This window comes from Enterobacter sp. ECC-219 (genome assembly GCF_043966805.1).
GTDB classification, from domain to species: Bacteria; Pseudomonadota; Gammaproteobacteria; order Enterobacterales; family Enterobacteriaceae; genus Enterobacter; species Enterobacter cloacae_N.
In genome coordinates, this window is the sequence record NZ_CP143680.1 from 2,400,109 (window position 1) to 2,420,840 (window position 20,732).

Annotated in this window: 19 protein-coding genes and 2 tRNA genes; 9 read left to right on the forward strand and 12 right to left on the reverse strand. The window is 55.7% G+C overall.

The genetic code is table 11. The annotated features are described in order from the left end of the window. Positions 1–40: 40 nt before the first annotated feature. A complete protein-coding gene (locus V1603_RS11200; protein WP_116340867.1) occupies positions 41–547 on the reverse strand; it encodes a CS1 type fimbrial major subunit in 507 nt (168 codons plus the stop codon). Between the two features lie 75 nt (positions 548–622). Further along, positions 623–1,366, reverse strand: a complete 744-nt coding sequence (locus tag V1603_RS11205) for a fimbrial protein (protein ID WP_395313930.1) — start codon at positions 1,364–1,366, stop codon at positions 623–625. 307 nt (positions 1,367–1,673) lie between these two features. Here V1603_RS11205 and V1603_RS11210 point away from each other — a divergent pair, with 307 nt between their 5' ends. Then, complete coding sequence (locus V1603_RS11210) at positions 1,674–2,435, forward strand: winged helix-turn-helix domain-containing protein (protein ID WP_302220832.1); 762 nt, start codon at positions 1,674–1,676, stop codon at positions 2,433–2,435. Then, positions 2,432–2,908 (forward strand): hypothetical protein, encoded by a 477-nt coding sequence (locus V1603_RS11215; protein ID WP_302220831.1) that lies wholly within the window; start codon positions 2,432–2,434, stop codon positions 2,906–2,908. The genes V1603_RS11210 and V1603_RS11215 overlap by 4 nt, the downstream gene beginning before the upstream one ends. 56 nt (positions 2,909–2,964) lie before the next feature. Here V1603_RS11215 and yccA read toward each other — a convergent pair whose 3' ends face one another. Then, the gene (gene yccA / locus V1603_RS11220) at positions 2,965–3,624 is read right to left on the reverse strand and encodes an FtsH protease modulator YccA (protein ID WP_013097244.1); all 660 of its coding nucleotides are present in this window, start codon (positions 3,622–3,624) and stop codon (positions 2,965–2,967) included. A gap of 269 nt (positions 3,625–3,893) precedes the next feature. Between yccA and V1603_RS11225 the strand changes: the two genes are divergently transcribed. Together V1603_RS11225 and V1603_RS11230 are read left to right on the forward strand one after the other, a co-directional pair. Beyond that, positions 3,894–5,522 (forward strand): ABC transporter substrate-binding protein, encoded by a 1,629-nt coding sequence (locus tag V1603_RS11225; RefSeq protein WP_395313931.1) that lies wholly within the window; start codon positions 3,894–3,896, stop codon positions 5,520–5,522. Between the two features lie 144 nt (positions 5,523–5,666). Beyond that, positions 5,667–5,754: transfer RNA gene (locus V1603_RS11230), tRNA-Ser, on the forward strand. Between the two features lie 66 nt (positions 5,755–5,820). On the opposite strand, the gene V1603_RS11235 is transcribed toward V1603_RS11230, so the two are convergent. From V1603_RS11235 to V1603_RS11255, 5 genes are all read right to left on the reverse strand, one after another. Continuing rightward, on the reverse strand, positions 5,821–6,657 hold the full coding sequence (locus V1603_RS11235) for an alpha/beta fold hydrolase (protein ID WP_116340858.1): 837 nt from the start codon (positions 6,655–6,657) through the stop codon (positions 5,821–5,823). A gap of 224 nt (positions 6,658–6,881) precedes the next feature. Continuing rightward, positions 6,882–7,100 carry an acyl carrier protein gene (locus V1603_RS11240; RefSeq protein WP_116340856.1) on the reverse strand — a complete coding sequence of 73 codons (219 nt, stop codon included), beginning with the start codon at positions 7,098–7,100 and terminating at the stop codon, positions 6,882–6,884. Positions 7,101–7,117: 17 nt separating this feature from the next. Then, positions 7,118–8,551 (reverse strand): AMP-binding protein, encoded by a 1,434-nt coding sequence (locus V1603_RS11245; RefSeq protein WP_166710666.1) that lies wholly within the window; start codon positions 8,549–8,551, stop codon positions 7,118–7,120. Next, positions 8,548–9,666: an MBOAT family O-acyltransferase gene (locus V1603_RS11250; RefSeq protein ID WP_116340852.1), complete on the reverse strand. Its 1,119-nt coding sequence runs from the start codon at positions 9,664–9,666 to the stop codon at positions 8,548–8,550. The genes V1603_RS11245 and V1603_RS11250 overlap by 4 nt, the downstream gene beginning before the upstream one ends. A gap of 128 nt (positions 9,667–9,794) precedes the next feature. Beyond that, positions 9,795–10,931, reverse strand: coding sequence for a D-alanyl-lipoteichoic acid biosynthesis protein DltD (locus tag V1603_RS11255; RefSeq protein ID WP_395313977.1), 1,137 nt, complete (start codon positions 10,929–10,931; stop codon positions 9,795–9,797). A gap of 278 nt (positions 10,932–11,209) precedes the next feature. Here V1603_RS11255 and V1603_RS11260 point away from each other — a divergent pair. Beyond that, positions 11,210–11,297: transfer RNA gene (locus V1603_RS11260), tRNA-Ser, on the forward strand. A gap of 132 nt (positions 11,298–11,429) precedes the next feature. On the opposite strand, the gene V1603_RS11265 is transcribed toward V1603_RS11260, so the two are convergent. Next, positions 11,430–12,287, reverse strand: coding sequence for an AraC family transcriptional regulator (locus V1603_RS11265; RefSeq protein ID WP_116340848.1), 858 nt, complete (start codon positions 12,285–12,287; stop codon positions 11,430–11,432). Positions 12,288–12,515: 228 nt separating this feature from the next. Between V1603_RS11265 and V1603_RS11270 the strand changes: the two genes are divergently transcribed. Genes V1603_RS11270 through V1603_RS11285 form a run of 4 tightly spaced genes read left to right on the forward strand, consistent with a single transcriptional unit; the run spans position 12,516 to position 17,430 of the window. After that, positions 12,516–14,354, forward strand: a complete 1,839-nt coding sequence (locus V1603_RS11270) for a DUF2264 domain-containing protein (protein WP_395313932.1) — start codon at positions 12,516–12,518, stop codon at positions 14,352–14,354. After that, positions 14,351–15,631, forward strand: a complete 1,281-nt coding sequence (locus V1603_RS11275) for an oligosaccharide MFS transporter (RefSeq protein ID WP_395313933.1) — start codon at positions 14,351–14,353, stop codon at positions 15,629–15,631. The genes V1603_RS11270 and V1603_RS11275 overlap by 4 nt, the downstream gene beginning before the upstream one ends. A gap of 13 nt (positions 15,632–15,644) precedes the next feature. Then, entirely contained in the window at positions 15,645–16,835 is a 1,191-nt protein-coding gene (locus tag V1603_RS11280; protein WP_163328653.1) for a glycoside hydrolase family 88 protein, read from the forward strand. Between the two features lie 22 nt (positions 16,836–16,857). Continuing rightward, the gene (locus V1603_RS11285) at positions 16,858–17,430 is read left to right on the forward strand and encodes a DJ-1/PfpI family protein (protein WP_395313934.1); all 573 of its coding nucleotides are present in this window, start codon (positions 16,858–16,860) and stop codon (positions 17,428–17,430) included. A 63-nt stretch (positions 17,431–17,493) separates the two neighbouring features. Here the strand turns inward: V1603_RS11285 and V1603_RS11290 are convergent, their stop codons facing one another. From V1603_RS11290 to hpxO, 3 genes are read right to left on the reverse strand one after another with little or no spacing between them, the layout of a single operon-like run. Next, positions 17,494–18,429: a PDR/VanB family oxidoreductase gene (locus tag V1603_RS11290; protein ID WP_395313935.1), complete on the reverse strand. Its 936-nt coding sequence runs from the start codon at positions 18,427–18,429 to the stop codon at positions 17,494–17,496. Positions 18,430–18,440: 11 nt separating this feature from the next. Further along, positions 18,441–19,475 carry a molybdenum cofactor-independent xanthine hydroxylase subunit HpxD gene (gene hpxD, locus V1603_RS11295; RefSeq protein ID WP_395313936.1) on the reverse strand — a complete coding sequence of 345 codons (1,035 nt, stop codon included), beginning with the start codon at positions 19,473–19,475 and terminating at the stop codon, positions 18,441–18,443. A 15-nt stretch (positions 19,476–19,490) separates the two neighbouring features. After that, a complete protein-coding gene (hpxO, locus tag V1603_RS11300; RefSeq protein WP_395313937.1) occupies positions 19,491–20,645 on the reverse strand; it encodes an FAD-dependent urate hydroxylase HpxO in 1,155 nt (384 codons plus the stop codon). Positions 20,646–20,732 lie beyond the last annotated feature (87 nt).

The following is a 20,732-nucleotide window of genomic DNA, read 5'->3' on the forward strand; positions in this document are numbered from 1 at the left end:
GGCGGGCGCCCTCTGACGTTATTCCTTAGGTGCTGTGGTGTTACGCACCGCCTTCCGTGGTGGTCGCCTGAGTCAGCATCAGGCTCACAACGCCGCTGTACTGGCCGGTTTTCAGAATGCCTTTGGTAGTCTGGGAAATGGTCAGAGGCAGAACCGCAGAACCGTTTTCGACGCTGCCCGGGAACAGTTCGGTTCCGGTAAATTCGGCATCGGTGGTGGAGAGGGTTTTATCACCGAGAAGAACCGTCATCGGTACAATCTGATCCCCATCTGTGTTGGTGAGCTTAGCTGCGCTAACGAGGCGTACTTTGACGTTACTGGTAGCGGAGTTGGACCATACCTTGGTGTTCAGGCGGTAGCTTTCCAGGCCACGACCCGGCAGGTACTGCATGTCGATGCTGGCTGGCAGCGGCGTGTTATCGGCCTGGGTCATATCCAGCTGTGAATCAACGCTGGCGTTGACGGTAATATCTTTCTGGATCGCCAGCGCGCTGGCAGATGTGGTCATCGCGGCAACGATCATCAGAGGTTTAATAAATTTACGCATTGATATCTCCATATTTTACAAATGAGCACCCTGGCTCTTTAAACAAACCACAAGGGTTTTTACAGTGACGTCGTGTTATTGCACGACGGGTAAGTCAGCTTCTTCAGCGGTTTTTTTCACCCAGTTGAAGTAGCGGAATTTGTATTTCTTTCCGTTTACCTGATTAAGCGTTTTTAATTTCCGCTCGGTATCCGGGTAAATAGTGGCGTCTTCTTTAATCCATTTACAGGTGTCGTCTGACTGACAAATACCTATCTCCCTGAGCGGTACGCGCAGGGTGCCGGCATTAGTGACGGTCCCCCGTGCGGGATCGATATGCAGCGAAACGCGCTCCGTGGCAGGGGCCAGATGTACCAGCGCCCCCCAGATAACATTGACCCCTAGCCTTGCCGTCGCTGCCGTGCTTTCGGGTTGGCCCGGAATAATGCTGTCCGGCTGTTTTACCCCTTCAAAATAGACTCGCCAGGTGGTCTCTTTTTCCGGCGGCGTCAGTGAAACAAGGCGCACCACGCGCATTGCGCCTGCCGCCAGGGCAAATTTATCGGGCGTCACCACGACGCCGCCTTCCTTCCACGAAGCAACGTCAATCTCTTTTTCCTGGGCCGTTCCGGGGTTAAGAATTTTCTTTTGCCTCACCCGGATGAACTGAATATCATCCGTTTTCGATGCCACTTTTATTTGCGCTGCGCCGGTGCTATCCACGTTAAGTTCCATTGGATAGACGCTCATATTGGCCATTGTCATTTCTGAGAAAAATGACAGCGACAGCGCGGCGACATAAAACGCGGTTGTCATATTCACTTTTTGTTTCTGTTTCACATTCAGCCTGCCTGCTCTGAGTTCTTGTACGGTTTTTAACACCAGGACACCGTCTGCTTTCGTATCGCTTCAGGGCAGAGAAACTTTAACCAGAACAGCAGGTTGTGAAAATTTGTATTAGTTAACCGCTGATATACAGTGATTTATCCTGCTTTGATGGGCTTAAAGTTGTATAGTTAAAAGAAAATGCCGCTACCCAGGATGGGGAGAAAATTCCTGTTGATGAAAAAACAACCTGCTCAGGAAGTGATTTTCTTGCCGATGTCACAGGGATAAAAAAGCCTGCGGTAATAGCTGAGAGTGAAATATGTTTTTTATATGCAATAATTCGTTGTTATTTGATCCTGAAGCACATGCAATTAGTCTTGTTGGTCAACCGGAGTCTGTATTAACGCTCTCGGCGCCAGCCGTTCGCCTTTTGCAGGAGTTTATTCGTCATAAAGGGCACGATCTGAGTCGGGAAGAATTAATTACGCGCGTCTGGGAGGAGTATGGCTTTACGCCGTCTGGAAATAACCTCAACAAAGCGGTCAGTGAATTACGGAAAGGCTTCCAGTCCCTCGGTGAACATCACAATTTTATTGTGACGATACCCCGGTATGGATTCCGTTTTGTTGCCGATGTGATTTGCCAGCCTGCGCAAACCGTTCACCCTGCTGAACCGCAACCGCACTCTGTTGTGGTGCCGCCAGAGGCAAAACGTCAGCGTATTTCTCTGAAATGGGGCGCCGCGGCGGCGGTATTGTTAGCATCATCACTGGGGTTAGGCCTGCTGTTTAGCCAGCAGCAGAAGATTGCTCTACCGATGACGCCAAAGCCCGTCGCGCAAAAAATAGCGGGCTGCAGCATCTGGCTTATTAACGATCATGGCCGGCTACTGGTGCTCTCGAAACTGGCGGCGCTACTGGAGGCGAATAACGTGGCGTGCGCGGGCGAAGCGTACAATATCTATTATTTCAGCGCCCGCTTTAACCTTGCAGCTGCGGATGAAGTGTTTATTGGTGCATGCCCGGTCAATAAAACCAGCCTGTGCAAAACCATTCGCTATAAAAGCGGGGCAGAAAAATGAAAACTAAACTTATGTTCGCCGCGGGCGGTGTGCTTGTCGGCGGCGCGCTGGCGCTGTTTATCTATTCGGGCGGCCTGTATAAGCGTGATGCGCTGGCCTGCAGTACGGAATTTAACTTTACGCGCAACGAGGGAAAAGCGAATGAGGTCCGGGTCAATACCGTGGCTCAGTTCTATTTTCATCGGGACGGTACCGGCTTTACAACGTACAAAGGGGCTGCCATGGCTGAAGGCCGGGGCATGATCGTTGACAGGGATGTGGATTTTACCTGGTCACGACGGGATGATGATAACGTTATCGTGTTGAGCTACACCAAAACCTGGCGTCGGCATAATGACAATACCCCGGACGAAAAGTGGGGAGGCTTTGCGAGGCCGACAGCCCGCTATTACCTCACGATCTCCGAGCTCGAACCCGCCGTGTGGCTGATACAGGACCGGCTCTATCCCACCTATATTTGCCGCGGTGACTAGGGCATAAAAAAAGGAGAATGCCTGAGGCATTCTCCTTTTTGTTTCAGCAGGTCAGCTTAATCCCGGCTGGCGAAGCCCAGAATGCTCAGCAGGCTGACGAAGATATTGTACAGCGACACATACAGGCTCACGGTCGCGCGGATGTAGTTGGTCTCACCGCCGTGAATGATGTTGCTGGTTTCGTACAGGATCGCGCCGGATGACAGCAGGATAAACACCGCGCTGATTGCCAGATGCAGGGCAGGCAGCTGCAGGAAGATGTTTGCCACCATGCCAATCAGCACCACCACGATACCCGCCATCAGCATACCGCCGAGGAAGGACATGTCCTTACGCGTGGTCAGCACGTAGGCCGAGCAGCAGAAGAACACCAGCGCGGTGCCGCCCAGCGCCATGCCAATCACGTCACCCATGCCGGCAGACAGGTACGCGTTCAGGATCGGCCCCAGGATGTAGCCCAGGAAGCCGGTGAAGGCGAATGCGGACAGAATACCGACCGGTTTGTCAGCGGTTTTGTAGGTCAGGAACATCAGGCCATACATGCCCACCAGGGTCAGAATCAGCCCCGGAGACGGCAGCATCAGCACGGTGCTGGCGGTAGCGGTAATCGCCGAAAACGCCAGCGTCAGGCTGAGCATGAAGTAGGTGTTGCGCAGCACCTTGTGGGTACTGAGTAGCGATGTGCGGTCGCGTGAGGAAGTAATTATACGATCCATGAGTCACTCTCTTATGACAGATGTAATTAACGGAAAGAATAGGAAACGGCGCGTCAGTCTCAAAGTGGTTTTACCCATCTTTACTCAGCAGGTTAGCGCCGGAGCTGGTTATTTCTTCTGCAGAAATACGTTTCATCAGTATGAACAACGGTTTGTCGAGATTAATCAGATCAACCTCTTATAGGTTACTGAAAAATATTGCTTTATTACCATAAGGCCGCTAAGAGTTATTTCCGGATCGTCACAAAACAGACAATAAGGCGAAGGAAATGAAACCACAAACACGCACGCGCTTTACGCTCTCTTTACTCACCGCAGGGATCCTGTGCGCCAGCACGGCGACCTGGGCGGCGAATGTGCCGGCAGGAACCGCGCTGGCCGAAAAACAGGAATTGGTCAGAAACAACGGTAGCGAACCGGCCTCGCTCGACCCGCATAAAGTCGAAAGCGATGTCGAATTTAATATTATCAGCGATTTATTCGAAGGTCTGGTGAGTGTTTCCCCGTCAGGGGAAATTCAACCACGGCTGGCAGAAAAATGGGAGAACAAGGACAACACCGTCTGGACGTTCCACTTGCGTCCGGGCATCACCTGGAGCGACGGCACGGCGATTACCGCAGAGGATGTGGTCTGGAGCTGGCAGCGTCTGATCGACCCTAAAACGGCTTCTCCCTATGCCAGCTATCCGGGCAACATGCATATCGCCAACGCGGCCGATATCGCTCAGGGGAAAAAATCCCCCGACACGCTGGGCGTAAAAGCAATTAACGACACCACGCTGGAAGTGACGCTCACCCAGCCCAACGCGGCGTTTCTGGCGATGCTGGCGCACCCGTCGCTGGTGCCAGTGGATAAAGTGCTGATTGGCCGTTTCGGCGAAAAGTGGACTAAACCGGAGCATTTCGTCAGCAGCGGCGCGTATAAACTGTCTCAGTGGGTGGTCAACGAACGCATTGTGGCGGAGCGTAACCCGCGCTACTGGGATAACGCGCATACCGTCATCAACAAGGTGACCTACCTGCCCATCACCTCGGAGGCCTCCGATGTGAACCGCTACAAAGCGGGCGAAATTGATATTGTGTACACGGTGCCGATTAACCAGTTTGCCCAGCTCAAGAAAAACCTGGGCAGCCAACTGGATGTCTCCCCGCAGTTGGCGACCTATTACTACGAATTCAACACCACCCGGCCGCCGTTCAACGACGCGCGGGTGCGTAAGGCGCTAAATATGGCGCTGGATAAAGACATCATTGCCGGAAAAGTGTTAGGGCAGGGACAGCGCCCGGCGTGGCTGATTAGCCAGCCGGACATTGGCGGGGTCAAGCTGCAGAATCCGGATTACGCCAGCTGGCCGCTGGACAAGCGCATTGCTGAGGCGAAAAAACTGCTCAACGAGGCCGGGTATAACGAAAGCCATCCTCTGAGATTCAACCTGCTCTATAACACCTCTGAATCGCACCAGCGCATCGCGATTGCGGCCAGCTCTATGTGGAAGAAAAACCTCGGCGTAGACGCGAAGCTGCAAAATCAGGAGTGGAAAACCATGCTGGATACCATGCACACCCACAACTTTGACGCGGTACGTTACGCCTGGATTGCCGACTATGACGACGCGGCGACCTTCCTGAACAACTTCCGTACCGGCGACAGTGAAAATACCAGCCAGTACAGCAACCCGGACTACGATCAAGCCTTGATCAACGCCGCAAAAGCCAAAACGCCGGCAGAGCGGGGTAAGTTCTACCAGCAGGCGGAAGACCTGTTGAGCCGTGATGTGCCGGCCATTCCGGTTTATCACTACGTCCGTACGCACCTGGTCAAACCGTGGGTCGGTGGCTTTACGCCGGATAAGCTGGGGTACTACTTCACAAAAGATATGTACATCAAAAAGCACTAAGCGAGAGGGCTGGATTTTATGCTGATAAAATCGCCGATATGTTGTCAGTTCAACCGATTAAACACGTTTTGGCTATTTTTACAGCGAACGAGTGCAGCCGCTCTTTACAGCATGCGGTGAGGTGTTTATAGTTCGCCTCACTCAGGAAGTGTGGCCGAGCGGTTGAAGGCACCGGTCTTGAAAACCGGCGACCCGAAAGGGTTCCAGAGTTCGAATCTCTGCGCTTCCGCCAGATATAAACCCCAGCTTACTCGTTAAGCTGGGGTTTTTCTTTTGCGCTTATCTGTAAACCTGACGTCTAGGAACGAATAAAGGCCAGAATATCCGCGTTGATGGTATCCGCGTGCGTGGTATGCATCCCGTGCGGGAAGCCCGGATAGATTTTCAGCACGCTGTTCGCCAGCAGCTTATCCTGCAGAAGGGCGGCATTCTTATAAGGCACAACCTGATCGTCGTCGCCCTGCATCACCAGAACGGGAACCGTAATGGTTTTCAAATCCTCTGTCTGATCGGTTTCTGAAAACGCCTTGATCCCCTCATAGTGGGCTTTGGCGCTTCCGATCATCCCCTGACGCCACCAGTTCTGAATCGTACCCTGTGAAACCTCGGCTCCCTCCCGGTTAAAACCGTAAAAAGGACCGCTGGCGACGTCGAGGTAAAACTGGGCGCGATTAGCCGCCAGCGCTTTACGGAAGCCGTCGAAAACCTCAACGGGCGTCCCGCCGGGGTTAGTGTCCGTTTTGACCATCAGAGGAGGAACGGAACTGACGAGCACCGCTTTGGCGACGCGCCCCTGCGGTTGGCCGTACTTCGCAACATAGCGGGCAACCTGACCACCGCCGGTCGAGTGGCCGACGTGCACGGCATTGTGCAGGTCCAGGCTTTCAACCACGGCTGACGCGTCGGCCGCATAATGATCCATATCGTGCCCTTCACTGACCTGATCAGAACGGCCGTGACCACGACGATCGATAGCGATAACGCGATAGCCTTCTGCAAGGAAGAAGAGCATCTGGTTATCCCAGTCATCGGCACTCAGCGGCCAGCCGTGATGGAAAACAATGGGCTGAGCCTCTTTCGGACCCCAGTCTTTGTAGTAAATGTTGACGCCGTCTTTCGTTGTTACGAATGCCATACCGCAGACTCCTCTGTGAAAGACACAACGATCGCTGGCTGAACGCATAGCGAACCATTATTGTCCTGATGATGTTGGCTTGTTTTTTTCCCGTACCGACAGTACCCCTAAAGTGTAGGAGAAATAGTAAAAGCGGTGGGTTTCATTCCTGTGAAAGATATCCAGAAGGGGAGAGCGAATGATGGGCCCCGGTGAGATCCCCGGAGCCATCAGAGGAGCGGGCGTTAACGGTTCTCTTCAATATAGCGGGCAAGATCTGCCGGGGTTTTCAGCACCGTCGCCACGTCGGTCGGCGGGATCGTACAGCCGTAAACGTCCTGCACCTCCAGCACCATGTCGACCGCCAGAATGGAGTCGAGAATGTCGGATTCAATCAGTTCATCGTGAAAGCCCACCTTGCGGGATAACACTTTTTCAAACAGGGCGAGAATATCTTGTTCCATCATTTTTCCTGGGATAATTAATGTGTGCGGGCGTAAGCGTCCAGCAGCTTGCGGTCAATTTTGCCGTTAGGATTCAGCGGCAAAGCGTCTTTTACGATAATTTGTGAAGGCACCATATAGTGGGGAACCACCTTCGACAGCGAGGTTTTGATCGCATCCGGTGCCATATCCGTCACGCAGAACGCGGCGATGCGCAGCACGCTGCCGCAGGGTTTCATCAGCGGCATCACCACCGCTTCGTTAATGCCGGACATGGCTAGCAGGCGGTTTTCGATCTCGTTGATCTCAATGCGGTAGCCATTCAGCTTGACCTGGCTGTCGTTGCGGCCCTGGCAGTAGATAAGCCCGTCTTCATAGCCCAGATCGCCGGTCCGGTAGCCGCGGAACGCGTCATTTTCCCGATGCAGCAGTTTTGCCGCGTTCTCCTGCGGCAGGCCGAGGTAGCCGCGCATGACGTTTTTGCCCCAGATAATCAGCTCGCCCTCGGCGGAAATTTCCATTCGGCTGTCAGGCATCATGACTCCCACCGGCAGCACGGCGCTGTCGCTATTCAGGATCTCATCCGTGATTTCAACCACGGTCGTTGCGATGGTCGCTTCCGTTGGGCCATAGGAGTTGATGATTCTGGCCAGCGGGAAGCGGCGGCGCAGCTGTTTAACCAGCACTTTATTGAGCACTTCGCCAATAAAGATAAAGACGCTGAGTGCAGGTAAATACTCGCTGTTAAAGTGCGGGGAAAGCAGCTGCTGGTAGGCAAAAGAGGGGGTGGAAACCCAGGCGGAAACCGCGTTGCTTTTCAGCCGCGCCAGCCAGTTCTCTTTCTGGATATCCTCTTTAGCGTTCAGCACGATGTGGCCCCCCATCGCCAGATTCGCCAGTAAAGGGATCAGGGAGAGGTCAAAGCTGAACACCGCGTGGTTCATCAGCACCGGTTTTTCCGGCAGCGAAAAGTCCTGACTGACCCACTTCATGAAGTGCCATACGCTTTCACGACCAATCTGCACGCCTTTCGGTTTGCCGGTGCTGCCTGAGGTAAACATGATATAGGCCAGATCCTGCTCCTCCAGCACCTTGCCCGCCTCGCCGGTGGCGAGGAACTGCCGCGTCGCCACGTCGTAATAGTAAGGGGCGCTGGCCAGATGGCAGATCTCCCGCAGGCGCTCCTGCGGGTAAATGCAGTCCACCGGAATGTACGGAATGTTGTGCAGCAGGCAGCTATAAATCGCCACGGCGAACTCGGCCTGCTGATGTCCGTACAATACGACCGGCGTACCGGCAACAGGCTGGCAACGCTCATAGCGCTGTGCCCAGTCCGTCACGGCAGCGGAAAGCTGCAGCCAGCTTAAGGCCTCGTCGCTGCCGCTGATGGCCAGCTGCTGCGGGGAGGCGGGATCGTATAATGCCGCACGCAAGAAATCCTGCAGTTCCTGCAGATCGGTGTGATTTTTCATAGAGGTGACATTCCACTAAAGATGTAAAGGGAGCCCGCGGCGCTTCCCAGCGTCAGAATTCGCCCTAAAAACGCAACGGCCGGATACTGCAAGCCACGTTGTAACGCCGGGCTGCGTTTGGCTGACCACAACAGCATGTTGTGCGCGACGGAAATCGCGCCAAACAGCGCGCCGCTGATCACGTAATGGCGTTCCAGGCCGTTCCACGCCCCCATGCAGAACAGGGTGCAAAAAATACCGATATTTTGCGCCAGCGTTTTGTTCTGGCGGAAAAAGTTGAACTTCATCAGGTTCATATAAATGGGCATAAACACCACGTCGCGCAGCCATTCAGACAGGCTGATGTGGAAGCGGCGCCAGAAGTCCTGCGGATTTTTCGCCAGAAGCGGCATATTGAAGTTTGCCGGAATGTTCAACCCAAACAGGCGGCCTGCGCCGATGGCCATATTGCTGTAGCCCGCAAAATCAAAGTAGAGGTAGGCGCTATAGGCAATCGACATCACCACGCCCACGGTCAGCGTAAACGGCTTATGGCTCCAGGGCTGCACGACAAGTGAATCAACCAACATAGCAAACAGGAACTTCTGGATAATGCCGGTAATAATTTGCTCTAACGCGACTAAAAACTGCTCGCGGTTAAGGGCAAAGACGGGCTTGCTGACGTCGCTCATCCATGTCCGCCAGCGGTACATTGGGCCAGCCAGAATAATAAAAGGCATAAACAGATAGCAGAAATAATGCAGGAAATTCTGCCCTTCTTTTTTACTGCGATAGAGCAGCACGTCCACCGCGCGGAACGTCATAAAAGAGAGGCCGATCATGCCGAGATGATGATTAACGTGCAATTTCACCAAAAATAAAGGAAGCAGCGTTAACACAATAGCCTGCCAGGTTTTTAACCATCCTTTTTCTTTTAACGTGGCGACAAGGAAAAAACTGAAAAAAACGACCGCGGGAACACGGTAATCACCCTGAAAAATATAGCCCCAGCTTAATGCAGCCAGGACGGATAAGGCCGATAAATAAGTCAGACGATGACGTAATACGCGATTGACCAGCGCAAACACCAGGGCGGATGAAAACAAATACACAAAAAACATTCCTGAGCTATACATCATTCGGCCTCAGAACTTTTGATATTCAAAATGCAGCTGCATACTCATGCTGTCATCGACAGCGGTCCACGCGACGATGGTGATCGCCAGCAGGAGATAAAGGAAAAAAAGACGGATCGCGATTTTCATTATTTAAAGCTCTGTGCAATAAAGCGAATCATAGGAACCCAGGCCAGTTCGGAAGGGTGCAAACGATCCCAGTTCCAGCCATTCTGATAAGGCATGGCGTACATATCTAAATAAGGGATCTGGTTCTCTTTCAGAATGGTTTGAATTTGCTTATCAACCGGGCGGAAGGTGTCGGTATTGTAAAGCGCCCAGGGGTTTACCGGGTCGACGATCGCAATCACCTGCACGTGACGGTCTTTCAGCAGCTGGACGGTTTTTCTGAATGCGGCGATTTGCGCAGGTACGACCGGCGTGTCATCCCACTGCTGCCGTGTACCGTCCTCCTCGTAAATCGTTTTGTCCATCCACAGGGTGGCCGCGCTCTGCTGGCGTTTTTTATTTAACTCGCGGGCATTCGCCAGCTCTTTATCCCAGTCAGGGGCAATGTGGGTGGTTGGCTGCGGCGGCCAGGGTTGCGCCGTTTTTGGCGTAATGTTGAGCAGCGACAGCCAGTCGTTTTTTATCAGGGTGCAAAAATTTGCAAACTGAAAACTGAGTTCATCCCAAATCAGGTCGGGGTGCCAGCCGTAGATACGCATTTGGCCAAAGGTTAAATGGCTTATCCCTTTAGGATCAATATGCTTTACGTCATTCACCAGTATCGGACGCGCTTGCGGATCTTTCATCAGAGGATTAAAAACAGAATCCGGGAAATTATCCGCATAGATAGCGGGCGGCAGACCTTTTGAGTAAAAGGCGTCGGGTGCGAGAAGCAATACCACTTTGCTGTTTGCATTAAGGCTATTTTTAAAACGCGAGAGAAGTAAAAATTGCGTTTCGTCATCGACAAACGCATCGCCATAGGCCACGACGGGCTGGTGTAATTGCTTATTAAAATAATTATATACGGCGTAATGTTCATCTTCTGAGGTGGCAACCTCAGATGCACCGATGAAAAAAATAGCGTTCCCTTCGAGGGCATGAGAAATGGTGGCTATTTTTTCCGCCTGTTCTTTAGCCGTCCCCGCCATGGATTTGATCAGCGGCTGGAATGTAAGCGGCGGATCAAAGCTTGTCACCAGCGGGTGAAAGCTCAGGGCTAAAATGGCCAAAACCGCCATCAGGATATGTAAGCAAAACGTATTTTTGATTTTCATCATCAACCAGTAAGGTTATATGGCGGTAATGCGTTAAAACCCGCGTTACCCGGGTTTATTACAATTACACAACAATTGACCGTCTATTTTTGGGGCATTCTATACCACGGTGATTTAAAAGAATGAGCGTTGCTGTGTAACGGTATGTACAAGGTAGGAGGAAGCGATGGAAGGGCGGCGTCCGGGTGACTTTTTGCGCAGTCAAACGCCTGTGGGGAAAAATAGAAAAATTCCTGCTTTACAAGGCGCTAATAGATGTTTATAGTGCGCCTCACTTTGGAAGCGTGGCCGAGCGGTTGAAGGCACCGGTCTTGAAAACCGGCGACCCGAAAGGGTTCTAGAGTTCGAATCTCTACGCTTCCGCCAAATTCGAAACCCAGGTCGTTATGCGACCTGGGTTTTTTTGTGCACAGAAGACCCCCGGCCAGGCTGGAGGTTCAGCAAACCCGTCCGCTTTGATCCAGCGTTCAAAATCCCCTTTGATTTGTTAAAACCGCCCTAACAGGGAATTCTGGTGCAGCGGATACTGCGTCGATACTGCAGTGGCGTCTGACGCATCATCTTTTTAAAGCAGGTGATGAAATAGGTCACCTCGCTAAACCCGACTGCCAGGGCGATGGCGTCAATAGGCTCATCGCTGTACCGTAACAGCTCGCAGCTGCTTTTTATTCGCCGGGTCAGCAAATATTCGTGGATAGTACCGCCGGTCTGCTGGCGGAAAATGCGTGAGGTATAGCTGCGCGAAAGCCCCAGGTCGTGCGCTAGCTGGTCGAGCGAAAACTTGCTGGCATAGTGGGCTTCGACCCAGCTCATAATCCGCGAGGCGACGGTCTGCTGGCGCGGCGGGTAGGGCTGCGGCTGCTCGGGCAGAAACGTCATGAGCTGCATCACCAGAAATGCCACCTCGCAGGCCTCGGTCTGCTCGTTGCCCTCCAGGCGCTGAAACTGTTCAAGGATCCTCTCGATAAACGCCGCGTGATTGCTGAGATCGTAAATCTGTGCTGGCAGATTGCTGGCGGCCAGCGCGGCGAACCGGGCCTGATGGCGCGGGAAGGCGCTGAGCGCACTTTCGACGACCGATTGCTCAATGTGCATGGTAGTGCGGTGATAGGGGTTCTTATCGCTATGATCGACCTGCACTTTGTGCAAGCGGAAGGGTGGGAAGATAAATAATCGCCCCGGACGGGCGGTGTAGTGCTGATTATCCACCACCACGATGCCGTAGCCGCTGGAGATATAGAGCAATTCAACGCATTGATGCCAGTGGTAGTAAATCGCGCTGGTGGTGTACATGCGGTTGAAAGAAATGGCCTGCCGATCGAGCGTAATGCGTTCCAGCAGCTGCGCTTCACCCATTTTACCTCCAGAACAACAGATTTAAATTTTTAGGCCATCATTTGTAATTTATCCCCCTCGCGTTCGACAAAATCCAGTAAAAATGAAATGGCGGTTTAATTTTGTGAGTCTGCTCACTCAGCGCCGGGAATAAAAGCAGATACTCTTCATTCAGACGTCGCCCTCGTGGCTTTAAAAAGCCTAATAACAATAAGTTATCTCTACCCTCGTGTAATGCGGGAGGACCCTGTGCAACCTGAAAATATTCATCTGGATAATCCACTGACAAGCCGGGAAGAGGTGCAACGGCTGGTCAACGATATGCTGAACGCGGTGGCGCCCTGGTTTAAAAAAGACGCCAGCCGCATTGATTTAGCGAACTTTACCGCTCACTACGGCCAGCGTGTCGCGAGCATGGAAACGTTTTCCCGCCTGCTGTGGGGCGTGACGCCGCTGTTGGCTGGCGGCAGCGAGCCGCAGCACTTCTCATTCTATTTACAGGCAATAAAAAACGGCACCAATCCGCACCATGCCGATTACTGGGGCGACGTCGGGCCTTACGATCAGCGAATCGTTGAGATGGCGGCCTACGGGCTGCTGCTGGCGCTGGCGGGTGAAACCGTACTGGCACACTTCACCGAGACGGAGAAAGAGAATTTATGGTGCTGGCTAAAGCAGTGTGAGACTCAGGATATCCCCGATAACAACTGGCACTACTTTCCAATTCTGGTGCAGGTCGGCTTCCATTATTGCGGCATGCCAACCAACCCGCAGGCGCTGGAAGCTCATTTTGCTGCCATGGAGCACTACTACCTCGGCGATGGCTGGTATTCCGATGGTCCGGGACGGCCGCGCGACTATTACATCTCGATGGGCTTCCATTTCTATGGCCTGATTTACGCGAAGCTCATGGCCGGGGTCGATCCACAGCGTTGTGCAACACTGCGTGAGCGGGCCGCGCGTTTCTCCTCTGACTTCGTCCATTTCTTTGCCGAAGACGGCGCGGCGATCCCGTTTGGCCGAAGCCTGACCTACCGCTTTGCTGAGGCGACGTTCTGGAGTGCTGCGGCCTTCGCCGGGCTGGAGGTCTTTTCGCCCGGCGTGATTAAGGGCATCGTTCTGCGCCATATGCGCTGGTGGCTGAAGCAGCCGATGTTCGACCGCGACGGCGTACTCAGCGTCGGCTACAGCTACCCGAATCTGGCGATGGCGGAAGACTACAACGCGCCGGGTTCACCGTACTGGGGCCTGAAGACCCTGCTGGTGCTGGCATTAGATGAGGGCAATGCCTTCTGGCAGGCGGCTGAGCTGCCGCTGCCGCCGTTGCCCGCGCAGCACACGATAGCCCACGCGGATCAGGTGGTGGTGCATCAGGCCGATCACCTGTGGATGCTGACTTCCGGCCAGCTGGAGCTGAACAACTTCGTCAATACCGAAGCGAAATACTGCAAATTTGCCTATTCCACCCGCTTTGGCTTCACCATTGAACGCGGGCGCTACGGCCTGAACCATGCCGCACCCGATTCGATGCTGCTGCTGGCCGAAAAGGATAACTACTGGCGTGGCCGCCGCGAATGCCAGCACGTGGTAACCACAAACGGCACCATTTACAGCCGCTGGCTGCCGTGGCGCGATGTGGTGATTGAGACCTGGCTGCTGGCGTTGGGTGACTGGCAGCTGCGCGTCCATCGTATCGATACCCGGCGCGCGCTGGACTGTGCGGAAGGTGGCTTTAGCCTGGCAAACCGCCCGCAACCGCAGGTCCACGAGAGTGACAGCGCCTGCTGGTTACGCAATGTCCGGGATGTATCAGCCATTTTCTGTCTCCATGCGCACGCCCGCCGCGGCGAGACGGTGTTGACGCCGCCAAACAGCAATCTGTTGTTCGCCGAGCGCGCGGCGGTGCCGCTGCTGCGCGGTGAACTCGACCCCGGCAAGCATGTGTTAATCAGCGCGGTGTGGGCGGGAAATGCCGCCGACTTCGAGCCGCAACGCTGCCCACAGGCCATCATTAGCGATGACGCGGTACGCTTCGTGACGGCACGACAAGAAACGACGCTCGTTCTGGCTCCGGAGGCATCACTATGAGCACATCATCGTCCGTACGCGCCGCGCAGTACAAAATGAGTACCTTTATTTTCCTTTACTTCTTCACGTGGTCATCCAGCTTTGGCCTGTACGCCCTGTGGCTGAGCCAGAAAGTAGGCCTTGATAGCGTCACCATCGGCAGCGTGTTCGCTATTAATGGCGTCTTCGCGGTGGTCCTGAAGCCGGTGTACGGCTACATCATGGACAAAATCGGCATGAGCAAGTGGCTGCTCTATTTTGTCTGCGCCATTTCTGCGCTGATGGCGCCGTTTTTTGCGCTGGTATACCAGCCGCTGCTGCAAAGCCATGCGATGGCGGGAATTATCATCGGCGCGCTGTATCTGAGCCTGGGCTGGTACGCCGGCGTGGCGGCGTCTGAATCTTACGCCGACCGATTTAGCCGCCTGTACGGGCTGGAGTTTGGCCGCATCAGAATGTGGGGTTCACTCGGCTGGGCGATGGCGGCTTCGGTCTCCGGGCTGTTGTTTAACGTCACCCCGCTGGCCAACTTTCTGCTCAGCAGCGGTACCTCGGTAGTGATGCTGCTGGTGCTGATTAGCCTCATAATCGGCGACGAGCAGCTGCGCAACAACAGCGTCATCTCCGCCAATAAGATCGTCTTCGCCGACGTGCTGATGCTGCTGAAAAACCGCAAATTCTGGATGTTCAGCCTCTACGTTGCCGGGGTGGCGTGGATGATGTTTATCGCCGAACAGCAGTTCCCGCGCTACTTCGTGTCGTTCTTCGCCACCAAAGAGCAGGGGAATGCCTGGTACGGCTACCTGAGCACCGTCCAGTCGGGGATGGAGTTCGTGATGATGATGTTTATCCCGTGGCTGGTGAACCACTACGGCGCGAAGCGCGGCCTGCTGTTCTGCGGCTGCGTGGTAGGAGCACGGCTGATCGCCTCCGGACTGACCAGCGACCCGATTGTTATCTCCATCATCAAACCGTTTTATGGCGTCGAGATCGCGCTGCTGCTGATTTCGGTCTTCAAATACATCGCCGAACATTTCCATCGTCGGGTTAACGCCACGATGTACCTGCTGGGCTACCAGGCGATGATTTACGTTGGCTCGATTGTGGTCGCCCCGCCTGCCGGCTACCTGTACGACAGGATAGGCTTTGAGCATACCTATCTGCTGATGGGCTGCTGCGCCCTGATATTTACGCTGATTTCCGCCTTTACGTTGTCGCGCTGCCAGTCGACGCGCGATGACTCACGACCCTTTGCTCCGGCTTTAGATACCGCCCCGGTTGAACCGGCCAAACATTAATTCAGGAGTTGTTATGACCAAATCTGTTATCACCGAAGCGCTGCGGCCGATCGAACTGCTTCAGGTCGATCGCCTGGCGCTGAGCCAGAAGCTGGAAGCGGCGTTATCCCGCGTCACGCGCAAGCTCGACAAGAATATTGTCGCCTTCGGCGATAAGTTCCCCGGCGAAGCCTGTGAGAAGGGGGTCTGGCCTCGCACCGATAACGTGGAGTGGACCACCAGCTTTTGGCCAGGGCAGCTGTGGCTGGCGTGGGAGATGACCGGCAAAGCGCATTATCGCGAAGCCGCCGAGCGCTATTTACCGTCGTTCGCCCGGCGTATTGAGCAGCGCATCGACACCGCAACGCACGATCTCGGGTTCCTCTATTCGCTCTCCTGCATCAGCGCCTGGCGGCTCACCGGCAACGAAGCCGCTCGCCAGTCGGCGCTGCTGGCGGCAGAGCGCCTGATGGAGCGTTTTAATCCGACGGCCAACATTATTCAGGCGTGGGGTGATTTAAACGACCCGGAGCAGCAGGGACGAATGATCATCGACTGCAATATGAACCTGCCGCTGCTGTACTGGGCCAGCGAACAGACCGGGGATCCGCGCTATGCGCAAGCGGCGACGGCGCACGCCGGACAGGCAGCGAAGTATATCGTGCGTGAAGATGCCTCGACTTATCACACTTACTATATGGATGTGCAGACGGGTGAGCCGCGCTTTGGCAATACCCATCAGGGTTACAGCGATACCTCGTGCTGGTCGCGAGGCCAGGCATGGGGCATTTACGGCTTCCTGCTCAGCTATCAGCACACCGGCGATAAGCAGATGGTTGAGCTGTCACGCAGCCTGGCGCATTACTTCCTCAACCGTCTGCCGGAAGATGATATTTGCCACTGGGATCTGGCCCTGCTCGGTACCGACGCCGTGCGCGACAGTTCAGCGGCGGCGATTGCCGCCTGTGGCCTGCTTGAGCTGGTCAAGGCGCTGCCGACGCTCGACGCACACCGCGCGTATTATGAAGAGATGGCGCTGCGTATTGCGCAGTCGCTGACCGATAACTACCTTGCCCATGACGACGATCCGACCGAAGGGCTGCTGCAGCACTCGGTTTATCACATGGGCAGCGGTAAGGGCGTCGATCAGTGCTGTAGCTGGGGTGACTATTTCTATCTTGAGCTGCTGGCGCGGCTGCGACAGATTTGGCATCCGTACTGGTAACCCTTAAGCAATGGAGAGCAAGATGAAAAGCGTAGCCGTGCTATTAGCCCCCGGTTTTGAAGAGGGGGAAGCGATCGTCACTGTCGATATTCTGCGCCGCCTGAATATTACGGTGCAGACGATTGCCTGCGGCGAGAGTCGCGAAGTGGTGAGCTATCACGCCATCTCTGTGATGGCGGATAGCACTCTGCAGGCCAGCCTCGACCGGACCTTTGACGCCGTGGTGTTACCGGGAGGCCCGCAAGGCAGCGTTAACCTGGCGAAAAGCGCGGAGGTGATTGCCTTCGTCCGCCGCCACGATGAAGCGGGCAAATATATCTGCCCGATCTGCTCCGCCGCCGCCCGCGTGCTGGGCGGCAACGGACTGCTCATAGGGCGTCGCTATGTCTGTTCCGGCGAGTTGTGGAAAACGGTCAGCGATGGCATGTACGTCAACGCCGACGTGGTGGAGGATGGCAATCTGCTGAGCGGCCGCGGGCTGGGCAACGTATTTGATTTCGCTTTTACCCTGGCGGCGCGATTACAGGGCGATGAAGCGTTGGCGCGCGAGCAGGCCAGCCATATTGAGTACGCGTGGCAGCCGGGACGCGTCTGATAACAAAGCCTTACCGGCACATCTGAAAAACCTCCGGCTGTGCCGGAGGATATTTATTTCGTTTTACAGCCCAATCACCAGCTCCCTGGAATGGCTCCGAGAACAGCACAGTGCCACCTGCTGGTCCGTTGCGCTTTTTTCCGCCTCCGACTGCACGCTATCCCGGTGATCCACCACGCCGTCAATCACCGGCGTCAGGCAGGCACCGCAGATCCCCATTTCGCAGGACAGCGGCACGTCCACGCCGTTTTCCTGCAGTACCCGGGCGATGGTTTTATCCGCAGGCACCGGCCAGCGCTCCCCGGTGGAGGCGAGTTTGACCGTAAAGATCTCGCCGGATTCACCGCCCGTGACAGGCGCAGCGGGCTGAAACGCCTCGCTGTGGATATGGTCGTCCTCCCATCCCTTCGCCGTCGCCACCTTACGCACTTTTTCCATAAAGCCCGCAGGTCCGCACACCCAGGCGCGCAAACCTGCCTCGGGCGCGGGAAGGTGCTCTGCCAGGGTGGATCGCGGGCTGGTGGTATGAATAAAGCACTTACCGCACTGCAGGAGTTCGCGAGCAAACGCCGCGCTTTGACGGTTTTTGACGTAATAGTGCAGCGTAAACGGCGTACCGGACGCCTTCAGCTGCAGGGCCATCGCATACAGCGGCGTAATGCCAATCCCCGCCGCCAGCAGCAACACCCGCTCAGCCTGATGTAGTGGAAACAGGTTGCGCGGGGCAGAGATCGAAAGCGTCTGTCCGGGACGCAGCGTCTCGTGAACGTAGCGCGACCCGCCGCGCGAGGCGGCTTCACGCCCCACGCAGATAAGATAGCTCTCGTCCTGACATGCCCCGGTCAGGGAGTACTGGCGCACCACGCCGCTGGGCAGGTGGACATCAATATGCGCGCCGGGCTGCCAGGACGGCAGCGTTTCGCCGTTTTCGGCCACCAGCCTGACGGCAAGGCTTTTATCCCCCTCACGCCACAGCCCGTCGACAATCACGTTCAGCATATCGGCCTCCGTCATACCAGGAAAAATTCGCCAAAGCCCATTTTTTTCAGTCCCCGGCGGTAGGCAATTGAGCTTTTATCGGCGGGAATATGGGCTTCCAGCGTCAGATCCAGCGGCAGACTTTCCGGGCGCTGGGTTTCCACCATCAGTCGATCTTCCTCGAAGATGCGCAGGTTAAAGGCATGCACGTCCTCCACCGGAATATGCAGGTCAAAGTTGCGCGCAATAGGGGCGAACATGCGGGTCACGCGCGATGACACGGGCGAGGCGGCGTTCATAATCACCAGCCGCGATTCACCCGGAAAATGAATCGTCAGCGTGGCGGTAAACGGCAGATGCATCTCGAAATGACGCAGCCACTGGAAGCCGTCCGGAGCCTGCACGTCAGAGCTGGCAGGGTAATTGCTCACGGAGCTCCAGTAATCGGCCACGAAGCCGAACGGCGTCTCCTGCGGCTGATAGGTGGGAACCAGCTGATTATTGGGATCCGCAAAGGTATCGGTGTGGATCCATGCAAAGTGCGCCACGTCCAGAAACCCCTCCACCTGACGCCCGGCGAAGCCGTTCACCTCAAACGCCGGGCAGTTAATCTGCTGAAATCCATCGTCATCCCAGTGCGGCATGGCGGGCAGCGGCGCAGGATTGTCCGGGTCAAACGCCAGGCAGGTCCAGATCAGGCCGAAGCGCTCCTCCACGGCATAGGTAATCAGGTTCAGCTTCTCCGGAACGGGCTGGTCAGGGCTGGACGGAATACGGTTGCAGCGTCCGTCTTCCCCAAAGCGGAGGCCGTGGTAGGGGCATATAATCCCGTGCTCGTCGTGAAAGCCGAGCGTCAGCGGCACGCCGCGGTGCGGGCACACGTCACGGGCGACCACGACCTGGTCGTGGATCCGGTAAATCACCAGCTGTTCATCCAGCAGGGTCGCTTTGACCGGTGCCGGGCCGACGTCGCAGGCGCGCGCAACCGGATGCCAGCATTTCGCCAGGCGCAGCCAGTCCTCTGGCTCAAACGTGCAGTGGGCGGGTGGTGTCGGTTCTCTTTTCATCGTTGTCCCTCTTGTTCAGCCTAACGGGCCGCCCTGAATGGTCTCGCACAGACCGTTGATAATGCGTTCCCCGGTCTCCTCTTTGAGTTCCTGATACCAGGCCTGCGTCAACGCCATATCTTTCCCGTGGGTGACGTCGCAGCGTTTACGCGCCTTCAGCACCAGGTCGCGCACCCGGTCGCAGCGCAGCGCTTCGTACTGCCGCAGCGCCAGCGTAATGTTGTGGTTTTCACGCAGGCATTCCCCCAGCACCACGGCATCTTCCATCGCCGCACAGCCGCCCTGGCCGATATCCGGCGTGGTGCTGTGCGCGGCATCGCCGAGCAGCGCGACGTTGCCGCGCACCAGGCTGTCGAACGGCTCAATGTCGTGGATTTCAATGCGGTTGGTGGTTTCAGGATCCAGCGCCGCGATAAGCCTTTGCACCGGCGGCGCCCAGCCGCGGAAGTAGCCAGTGAGGTCGGCGCGCAGGGTGGTACGATCCTCCGCCAGGCCCGCGGGCAGCGGCACGTCAAAAAAGAAGTAGAAGCGGCCGCCGGAAACGGGCATCAGCGACACGCGTTTGCCTTCGCCAACGAAGGTGGTCCACTGGTGCGCCGGGGCAATCTCTTCGTCAATCTTCACCAGCCCGTTCCAGTTCACGTACCCGGCGTAGCGGCGCTCCGGGGTGTATCCCAGCACATACGGGCGAACCGCCGAGTGGCTGCCGTCGGCGGCAATCAGGAAATCCCCGGCTGCCGTGGTGCCATCGGTGAAGGTGACGCTCACGCCCGCGTCGTCTTCATGCACATGTTCCACGCGCTTGCCGAACTGCACCCTGTCGCGTCCCCAGAAGTCCAGCATTTCGCGCTGGAGTTCAGCGCGCGAGACGGGGCAGGGGCGTCCGCCGGTACGCTCAACCAGCGGGGCAAGACTGAAGCGGGTCAGGGTGTCGCCGCGCCGGTAATCCTTGTAGGCCATAAAACGCATCGGCCCGCCGTACGTCTCGATGATGTCGCCCATGCCGAGGTGCTGCATGCATTTCACGCCGTTCGGCCAGATTGAGATGGCCGCCCCGACGGGCCTGATCTCTTTTACGGCTTCAAACACGGTACAGTCGATGCCCGCTCTATTCAGCGCGACGGCGGCGCTCAGGCCGCCAATACCCGCGCCAATCACGATTGCTTTCATGCTTCTCTCCTTTTGCAGGGTATAAAGGCATTCAGCAATTTGCGTACCAGGCTGCAGAGTGGCGAAAACGGCGTTGTGAGGGAGACG